The sequence below is a fragment of the Stenotrophomonas sp. S39 genome (assembly GCF_016624665.1).
In the GTDB taxonomy this organism is placed as follows: Bacteria; Pseudomonadota; Gammaproteobacteria; order Xanthomonadales; family Xanthomonadaceae; genus Stenotrophomonas.
Window position 1 is genome coordinate 19,640 of record NZ_JACVTT010000061.1, and the last position, 9,147, is coordinate 28,786.

Below are 9,147 nucleotides of genomic sequence, written 5' to 3' on the forward strand. Positions count from 1 at the left end.
CGCCAAACTGTGACGCAGTTCGCATGCTTTGACCGATGCATGGACGCAGGAGAAGACGACGAGGATGTTGTGCCCATCAAGCCATTACCCCGGATCTGCACGTGCCTGCGTGGGTCCAGTCCCTCAGTAACCACCCGCCCCGCCAGCAGCACGATGCGCTTGCCAGCGCTGCGCCGCGACTGCGCGCGCCGGGGATGATCTTTCAGACACACGCCGCCACCCGGACAAGTACGGGCAGTGAACCAGGAACAGGGGAAAACATGAGCAGCCACAGTAAACGGAACGTGCCAGTGCCGCAGGTGATGGGCGAGTACACGCGGCTGCGTGCGGGATGAGCACGGCCACCCATGACGCGCTTGCGCGGCAGTGGGAGATGCTGCGGATGATCCGGCCTGCACCGTGGAAGATCACGGTGCGCGAGTTGAGGGAGCGGTTGGCGGTGGAGGGATTCACTACCACCAACCGCACCATCGAGCGCGATCTGAAGGAGCTCTCCGAACGCTTTCCGCTGGCATCGGACGAATCAAGCCGCCCTTACGGGTGGAGCTGGGCACGCGATGCCAACTTCGCCTTTGGTGCACGCTTGACGAACTCGCAGGCGGTCACCCTGTTGTCGGCACGGATGCACCTGCGCAATCTCCTGCCCAGGTTGGCCATGGCCGATCTCTGGCCGTTGTTTGACATGGCGGAGCGCGCGCTGGCCTCGAGCGGTTGGCACGACTGGCACCGGCGCACGGCCATCATGCCGTCGGGCATGCCGTTGATTGCGCCGCTGGTTCAACCGGCAGTGCTGGAAGCCGTGCATTCCGCGCTCGGGCTGGGGCGATGCCTGGAAGGTGCCTACCAGTCTCGGGCGGCAGGCGAGGCCAAGCGGATGAAGATCCATCCGTTGGGCCTGGTCATGCGCGGTGCGGCGCAGTACCTGATCTGTACCCTTCGCGACTACGGCGACATCCGCAAGCTTGCGTTGCACCGCCTCAGCGACCTGTCCGTGACGGCGGAAAACTGCCAGCGGCCGGAGGGGTTCAATCTGCAGGACTATGTGGCGCACGAGGGCCCCAAGTACCGGCCCGCCGGTCCGCTGAAGCTCAAGGCCCGTTTTGCCGCCGAAGCCGCGGCGCATCTGCGGGATACGCCGTTGTCGGCCGATCAGCAGATTACTGGCGACGAGGGCGGCGCAGATGTCGAGCTCACAGCGACGGTTGAGGATGACCAGACGTTGCGCTGGTGGCTTCTGGGGTTCGGCAGCCGGGTTGAAGTCCTGGAACCGGCAGCACTGCGCGCCGAGATTGCGGGGCAGTTGAACGCAGCAGCCCATCGATACAGTTGATGCACAAGCATTTCCACTCAAGTTCCATATCCATCTGCCGATGTGGTCACGTGCACGTGCATGTCGGGCCAACTGCGGCCCGATGTGCGTGCTACGCATTCCAGGCAGATGGACCCGCCATCCTGCCTCCGCAGGCAGCATTACTCCGCCCTTGAAGGACTATCCGTGGCAAAAGAACTGACCGAAAGCAAGATCATGCAGGCGCTGGACTACGCCTACGACAAGGCGATGAACGGCTTGCCGGGCATCGATTCCGCCATTGAAATGGCCGAATCCTATATGCGTGAGCCGGGTTCGCTCGAGGACAAGGCGAACTCCCTGGTGCGTTGGCAGAACACCAAGGCAGCGACGTCCGGTTTCGTTACCGGCCTGGGTGGCCTGTTGGTCATGCCGGTGACCATTCCGGCCAACCTGGCCAGCGTCTACTTCATCCAGATCCGCATGATCGCCGCGATCGCGCACATGGCCGGTTGCAATGTCCGCGACGACAAGGTCAAGGCGATGGTCTATGCCTGTCTGACCGGCAATGCCGCCAAGGAAGTGCTGAAGGACGTCGGGATCCAGTTCGGCAAGAAGCTTGCCCAGGCCAGTATCAATCGCATCACGGGCGCGACGATCCTGCGCATCAACAAGGCCGTTGGATTCCGGCTTCTTACCAAGGCCGGCACCACCGGTGTGGTGAACCTGAGCAAGATGGTTCCGATCCTCGGCGGTGTCATCGGCGGTGCCGTCGATGCGGCCACCACGAACATCGTCGGCAATGCGGCGGTAAGCGTGTTCATTACCGGCGATGAGTCGACCACGCCTGCACCTGTGATCTGACCTGCCTTCCATGCGGGAAGGCACCAGGAAGCGTGCCGGCCGAATCTGCCGGCACCTTTCTTGTGCGATGGGCCAGGCTTACCCCGGCAGCATCGGGTAGGCCACCTCGCCCAGCTCCGGCGCCCCATCCTGCAGCATCAACTGCAGGATGGCCGGCACCAGTTGGCCCAGGATGGCGGCACCGTCGCGCAGCTGTGCGCGGTTGGCCTGGCTGTCCCAGGTGGCCCCGCCATGCACCAGCTGGTTGCGCAGCACATACAGGCGGTCCAGCACGATGGAGAGCACGACCTCGGTGCGCCGTTCAACGACGGCCTGCAGTGCCAAGCGCTGGTCCGTGGCGAAGCGCTCCGCCCAGCGGTTGCTGCTGTCGTGCTCGCGCAGCGCCTTCCAGAAACGTGCGTACACGAAACGGTTTCCAACAAGCGTGCGGATGGGCCCGGGAAACTGCTTGAACAGGATGTCCTGCAGGCTTCCTTGCCGGTCATGTGCCAGCAGTGCCTCGAAGAACCTGCGCAGCTGTTCGCGCTCGGCGTTCTCGAAGCCGAATTCCTGGGCATAGGCTGCGTTGAGCGCAATCCACAGGAACAGGAAACGGGCATCCGTATCCTGGTCTTCCTGTTCGGCGCGGTTGAGCCAACTGATGGCGCGGTGCAGGCGCACGCGCGTGGAATCCGGCTGCGCATCGCGGACAAGGCGATGCGCTTCCTTCAGAGTAGTCGAATCCATTTTTCCCCCTGTTATCGCCACCATTATGCGGGGCGATCGTGGCAGGGGAACTACTCCAGACGCCGTGCCCTGCGCCACGCCTCGGGCAGCCCCTGCCAGAGGGTGTCGAGCGCGTTTGCATTGCCGCACTCCAGTGCGGTCGAACGGCACTCGGGGCAGCTGCGGAACCAGGTAAGCCCCTCGATGCGGACGTCGCCGGTGGGCGGCGTGACGCGCTTCCAGCCGCAGTCCTTGCAGTGATACGTCAGCTTCTGTGCTCGGCCCCACATGGTCAGCCGGGCCTCAGTCATCTACGCCGACGTGCTGCTGTTCCACCAGCCAGCGGCCCAGCCCATACAGGGCGAAGCCGTAAACCACCGTTGCACCAATGATCTTGAACATGGAAATCCTTTCGTGGGTGGGTAGCTGGGGCATCCGTGCCCCGTGTCGATCCGTCGGTGTTCATTGTGCGGAGCGCTGCGACAGGCTGCGTCGCGTGATTCTGGCTCTACGCCTTGAACACAGATTCGACGAGGTCGAATGGGGAGTCAGGCGTCGTGTGCGGCGGGCCCCAGTGGCGCAGGGGTGCACCGGGGTATGCCAACTGACCCATGAGGCCGCGCTCGGCCATTGCCAGCAATGCAATGGCACGCTGCCGCTGGCGCCGGGGCGAGACCTTCAGGTTCATCCGGAAAGCCGAATTGAGCGCTGCCATATCGCGATTGGTCTCATGCCAGTACTCACCTTGATCACCGAAGTCTTCCGTCGCCACGGCCAGACCGACCAGCCCCGTACCCAGATCGGTGTGATGGACTGCGGCGGTCAGTGCGGCCAGCTTCAAATCTCCGGTCAGCACCCAGGTGTCCTGGCGGCGGCCGTCCACACCGGTGTAGTCACTCAGGTTCGCGGCGTTCAACAACTGCAGATCCAACGCGCCATTGGAAGCGGCACGATCCAGATGGTCACTCCGGTTGTGCAGCTTCGTCGTCAGTTTCTTGCGGCCCGTGAAGTTAAGAACGATGGGCTTCCAGATGTCGTGAAAGCGGGTCCCCTCTACTGGCTCCGGGGCAAACAGAAAGCGTGCAATGGTTATTTCACGGATGGACGTGACATTGATGAGTCGCCTGTAGAGACGCAGGTACCGCCTGAACTTGGTGACGGGATCCGCCTGGACGTCGCGGGCGACGATCAGCATCAAGAGCAAGCCTGCGTAGGGCGCAGAAACGAAGTGCTGGACATCATCAGGTAGTTGCAGGAAGCCGCGGTCGGTCAGTCCCAACGTCGTTGGGTCACCTGCAACAGCGTTGTCGGCGTCTATCCAGTGCAGCCCAAATATGCGGCTGAACTCATCCAGGGCAGAAACTGCCGCGCCTGCTTCTGTGCTACGCATCTCATTGAGGCCAAAGAACGGGCTCACCGTGTAGCGAAGTTGCCGCTCGGAACACTCTCTCAAGAACGCCGCTAACGGTGTCAGCGCCTTGATGGATTTGTTGCGTTCAACCTCATCCGAAACCTGCACCGCGTTTCTCATGTGGATCACAACATTGCAGTCCATCAGAAGCGTCGTCTCGATTCCGGAATCCTGATTGCGGCGGAGCCGGTTGAAGCTCAGTTCGGGGAAGTCTCCCGGCTTTCGCGAGGCTTTGATGGCCGCTATGCGTCCAAATGTCTTCGACATGCCTGTTCTCCTTGTTGCTATACGCAGTGCATTCTTGGTGCATCCTCCCTACCTCTGTCCAGTCCTTCGCTACCAGTTATCGGCATGCGGCTCTGTCGCTGTCGTTGCTGCCGTGCAGGTCTGATAGAGATGCAGGCGGTGCTGTGCTTACTTGGGCACTCGCGAGGGCATAGAAGTGGCGGAAGCTATTGCTGTCTGCGCTTGGCAGTTAGGATCGATTACAGCCTTCACGATTGTCAGTATGCGACAGGTGGGTACAAGCTCTCGTCGGCGGGTCACCGGGGCGCATGCCACGCAAGGTGCTGCCCTGTTTCAGTCCCCAGAAGTTGCTGGCCTCCAAGTACGCGGAGATGGGCCGCCAGCTGAAGGGCCAGGAGCAGGGTCTCAACGATATGACCGCTGAGAATTACCTCAGGGCGCGTGAGGCGCTTGACCTGCCGTTTGGATCACCTGCAGAGAGTCAAGGCGGCACAACATCTTCTGTATCTGGGTCAGTTGAGTGAACGGCGGGTCATGTCGGACATCGTGAAGGAAGCCAGAGATCGGGGGCTCTGACGAATAAAGGCCGCCAGACCCCCTCATCCCCCAGCAGGCTCACCCTCCAGCAGGCGCGCCCGCATCATGGTCAGCTGGCAGCGCAATCGGCGTTGCCGCACAGATGCTGCGCAGGGCCTGCTTCAATCCCTCCTCCATGGTGGGGTGGTAGAAAGGCAGCTCCAGCAGCTGGCTGGCCGTGCAGCCGGTTTCCACCGCCCATGCCAGCAGATGGGCCAGGTGCTCGCCCGCAGGCGCCACCAGGTCCGCACCGATCAGCTTGCCTTCCGGTGCTGCCGCATACAGCGTCAGCGTGCCTTCGTTCACGCCTTCCACGCGGGCGCGGCCCTGGTCGTCAAAATCGGCGGTGCCGGTCACCGCGCCCTCGTCTTCAGACTGACCGATGCTGGCAACCGGCGGATCGGTGAAGGTAATGCTCAACGCCACGTGCCGCTTCACGGTGATCTCTGCTGGCAGCGCCGCAGCGTTGCGGCCGGCAATGGCGCCATCGCTCGATGCCTCATGCAGCAGGGGCAGGTCGGCAGCGACGTCGCCAGCCAGGAAGATGGCGCTGTCACCGCAGCGCATCGTTTCGCGCGTGTGGCGGGGTACGCCGTGCTTGTCCAGCGCCAGCTGTGCCTTGTCCAAGGCGAGGCCCTTCAGCGTGGGTGGCCGCCCCAGCGCGGCCACCACGTAATCCACCTGCACGCTGCCGGTCGCCCCGTCCTTGCTGCTCCAGCGCACGTGCACGCCGTCCGCAGTGCGTTCAGGGTGTACGTCCACGCCCAGGTGAACGTCCATATCCCGCTGCAGCATCGCCAGCAACGCGTCATGTACGCGCGGGCAGCGCACCTTGGCCAGCGCTGTGTCCTTGCCCAGCAAGGTGACCTGCACGCCCAGCCGGGCCAGCGCCTGCGCAAATTCCAGCCCCACCGAGCCGGTGCCGACCACGGCCACGCGTTCGGGTAGCTGCTTCAGTTCGAACAGGCTCTCGTTGGTCAGCACCCGTTCGCCCAGTGCTTCAAAGGGCGGGGGTAGCGCAGGGGCAGACCCGGTAGCGATGACAATCGCGCGGGCCTCGATACGCCGGCCGTCGTCCAGTTCCAGCGTGGCCGGGCCGGTAAACCGGGCGCGGCCGGCCAGGCGGGTCGCCGGGTCCAGGTCCTCAATCTGCTTGCGGGTGAGTGCGGCAAAGCGGTCGCGTTCGTCGCGCACGCGCTGCATTACCGCCGGGCCATCAATCTGCAGGCCCTCCACGCGGATGCCAAACAGGTCTGAATGGCGCACGCGCTCGGCCTGCTTGGCCGCAGCCAGCAGCAATTTGGAGGGCATGCAGCCGACGTTGGCACAGGTGGTGCCGTTGAAGTGCGGATCGATGATCAAGGTGGACGCGCCGTTGCGGCGGGCGGCACGCTCTGCCGCCAGGCCGGCCGTGCCGGCGCCGATCACCGCCACATCGCAGTGCGGGGGCGTGCTCATTGGGCCGCCGGCAGCGTGATGGATTTGACGTTGACGAATTCCTTCAGGCCCTCCGGGCCGTGCTCGCGGCCGTAGCCGGAGGCCTTCACCCCGCCAAAGGGCAGGGCGGGGCTGGCAACGTTGAAGGTGTTGATGCACACCATGCCGGTGTCGAAGTAGGTGGTGGCCAGTTCGCGCGCGCGCTTCACATTGCGGCTGAAGATGCCGCCGCCCAGCCCGTAGCGGCTGTCGTTGGCAATGCGCAGGGCATCTTCATCGTCCTTGGCCTTGATGATGGCGGCGGCGGGGCCAAACAGTTCGTCTTCATAGGCCACCTGGCCCGGCGCAACATCGGCCAGCACCGTGGCGGGGTAGAAGCAGCCGGTCCGGTCGGGTATCTCGCCACCCACCACCAGCCGCGCGCCCTGGGCCACGCTCTTGCTGACCTGCTCGTGCAGGGTGTCACGCTGCGCCTTGGAGACCATCGGGCCGAGCTGGGTGGTGGCATCGTTGGGGTCGCCCATGCGGATCTGTGCAAACTGCGTTGCATAGGCTTCAACAAAGGCGTCGTAGTTCTTTGCGGTCACGATGAAGCGCTTGGCGTTGACGCAGGTCTGGCCGTTGTTGAACAGGCGGCCCTTGACGCAGGTCTTTACCGCCAGCTCCAGATCGGCATCGTCCAGCACCAGATAGGCGTCGTTGGAGCCCAGTTCCAGCATGGTCTTCTTCAGTGCCTTGCCGGCCTTCTTGGCTACGGTGCGCCCGGCCTTCTCGCTGCCGGTCAGCGTGACGGCGCGCACCAGGTCGTGGTCGATGATGGCATCGGACTGGTCATGGCTGATGAGCAGCACGCCGAACAAGCCCTTGGGCAGGCCGGCCTCCTCGTACAGGTCGCGCAGGAACAGGCCGCTGCCGGTGCAGCTTTCGGCATGTTTGAGCAGTACGCCGTTACCGGCCATGAGGCTGGCAATGGAGTAGCGCACGGCCTGGTAGGCCGGGAAGTTCCACGGCTGGATGCCGTACACCACGCCGATGGGCGCGTGGGTGACGATGCCGGTGCCATTAGCTGAAGGCCGCTCTTCATCCGCCAGTTCCTTGGGGCCCTGCTCGGCGGTGTAGTTGCAGATGGCCACGCAGAGATCCACTTCGCTGCGGCTGTCGCCAATCAGCTTGCCGACCTCGTTGGTCATCAGCTGGGCGAAGGCTTCTTTCTTCTCTTCCAGCTTCTGCGCAATGGCCGCTATCACGGCGGCGCGCTCATCAAGGCTGCGCAGGCGCCACTGCAGGAACGCCTCGTGGCTTGCCTTTACGGTGTCTGCTGCCTGGGCGTCGGACATATATTCGTAAGTGTCCAGCAGCTGTTCGGTGAGTGGGTTGATGGTCTTGATCTGGGAGTCGGTCATGGTGGGTTCGCCTTGGGGGAGGGAGGTGGCGCAGTAAAGAAGGTTTTCAGCCGTAGCGGCGGTGGTGGCGTCGCAGGGTGCCCTGCACGTGGCGCAGCGCCTTAAGCATTTCGTCATGCCAGCCAGTGGCGGGCAGCTTGCGCACGGCCGAATGGGCGGCGCAGACATACGGGGTGCCGGCCCAGCGATCGGCCAACGCGCGCGCCCAACGATCAAACGCCACTGCAGCGCCGGCCCGCGCCTGCAGCGCCCGCGGCAGCGTGGGGTGGAATTTCAGGCGTGACTGCGGCAGCCATCTGCCCAATGCGCCGGGGGCCGCCAGCACGTTGAGGGTGTCATCGACATGCACGATGCCGCTGCTGCGATGGCGGACCAGCACCGAGCTGGCGTGCACGCTTTCATTGGCCGGGACCAGATCCAGGCCGGCGGGTACGGAGAAATCCAGGTCATCGGCAAAGTCGGCCTGGGCGGCGGGGTCTTCAATCACCTCGGGGTCCCATGGCAGATGCGGCGCACGCTGCAGGTGGCGGCGGGTGCCGATCAGGCGCGCGGCGGGCAGCAGCTGGTGCAGGGGCTCGCAGTGCAGGGTGTGGAAGGGATGCACGTTGATGATGGCATCCACCAGCGTGCCGCCCGCGGTCAGGCCAAGCAGTGCCTGGCGCTGGGCCTCGGTAGGGGAGTAGCTGTCCAGGACCAGGAAGCGGCCGTTGCTACGGCGCACGACTGAAAGCTGGGTGCCCAGGTCAAGCAGCCCGGCCACCTTGAAGGTGCCGCGCAGGTTCCAGAAATCGTTGGCGAGTTGCTGCATCAGGAGTGGACCGCGCGAGGGCAGATGAGGGGCACTCGATCCTGCGCATCCGGCGATTCCAGCGGCGTGAACGCCGGTGATGGCCATGTCAGGCTGTGCGAGCAGCAGCCACGCATGCCTGCGCGGACGCCACGCCCCCCACCTGTTACCATGCCCCTGCTACCCAGCCAGCCCATCCTGCGCAGACAGCTGCAGGGGGCCGTCGCAGAACGGCCCAGCGAGCCAGGACACCCTCCCGTGCCCTTTCAAGGATGCTCGCATGACCCGTCATTCCGCTTTCCGCTCGGCCGCTCTGGCCGTTGCCATCTCGCTCAGCGTCGGCGCCCCGGCCGCATTTGCCGATAACGCGACCGCAGCGCCCGCCGCCAGCACCGCCGTGCAGCGCCAGGCCATCGCCCAGGGCCTGTAC

At 64.3% G+C, this 9,147-nt stretch carries 8 protein-coding genes; 2 read left to right on the forward strand and 6 right to left on the reverse strand.

Features of this window, described 5'->3' with window-relative positions:
* Nucleotides 1-331 precede the first annotated feature (331 nt).
* Nucleotides 332-1,330 (forward strand): WYL domain-containing protein, encoded by a 999-nt coding sequence (locus IAE41_RS15260; protein ID WP_200733689.1) that lies wholly within the window; start codon nt 332-334, stop codon nt 1,328-1,330.
* 165 nt (nt 1,331-1,495) lie between these two features.
* Nucleotides 1,496-2,152 carry an EcsC family protein gene (locus IAE41_RS15265; RefSeq protein ID WP_200733690.1) on the forward strand — a complete coding sequence of 219 codons (657 nt, stop codon included), beginning with the start codon at nt 1,496-1,498 and terminating at the stop codon, nt 2,150-2,152.
* Between the two features lie 78 nt (nt 2,153-2,230).
* Here the strand turns inward: IAE41_RS15265 and IAE41_RS15270 are convergent, their stop codons facing one another.
* The 6 genes from IAE41_RS15270 to IAE41_RS15300 form a co-directional block, all read right to left on the reverse strand.
* On the reverse strand, nt 2,231-2,878 hold the full coding sequence (locus IAE41_RS15270; RefSeq protein WP_200733691.1) for a HEPN domain-containing protein: 648 nt from the start codon (nt 2,876-2,878) through the stop codon (nt 2,231-2,233).
* A 50-nt stretch (nt 2,879-2,928) separates the two neighbouring features.
* The gene (locus IAE41_RS15275; protein ID WP_079220428.1) at nt 2,929-3,168 is read right to left on the reverse strand and encodes a hypothetical protein; all 240 of its coding nucleotides are present in this window, start codon (nt 3,166-3,168) and stop codon (nt 2,929-2,931) included.
* 197 nt (nt 3,169-3,365) lie between these two features.
* Nucleotides 3,366-4,535 (reverse strand): hypothetical protein, encoded by a 1,170-nt coding sequence (locus tag IAE41_RS15280; protein WP_200733692.1) that lies wholly within the window; start codon nt 4,533-4,535, stop codon nt 3,366-3,368.
* Between the two features lie 594 nt (nt 4,536-5,129).
* Nucleotides 5,130-6,548 (reverse strand): dihydrolipoyl dehydrogenase, encoded by a 1,419-nt coding sequence (locus IAE41_RS15290; protein WP_200733694.1) that lies wholly within the window; start codon nt 6,546-6,548, stop codon nt 5,130-5,132.
* Nucleotides 6,545-7,930, reverse strand: coding sequence for an NAD-dependent succinate-semialdehyde dehydrogenase (locus IAE41_RS15295; RefSeq protein WP_200733695.1), 1,386 nt, complete (start codon nt 7,928-7,930; stop codon nt 6,545-6,547). Before IAE41_RS15295 ends, IAE41_RS15290 begins: the two co-directional genes overlap by 4 nt.
* Nucleotides 7,931-7,976: 46 nt before the next feature.
* A complete protein-coding gene (locus IAE41_RS15300; RefSeq protein WP_200733696.1) occupies nt 7,977-8,738 on the reverse strand; it encodes a hypothetical protein in 762 nt (253 codons plus the stop codon).
* Between the last annotated feature and the right edge of the window lie 409 nt (nt 8,739-9,147).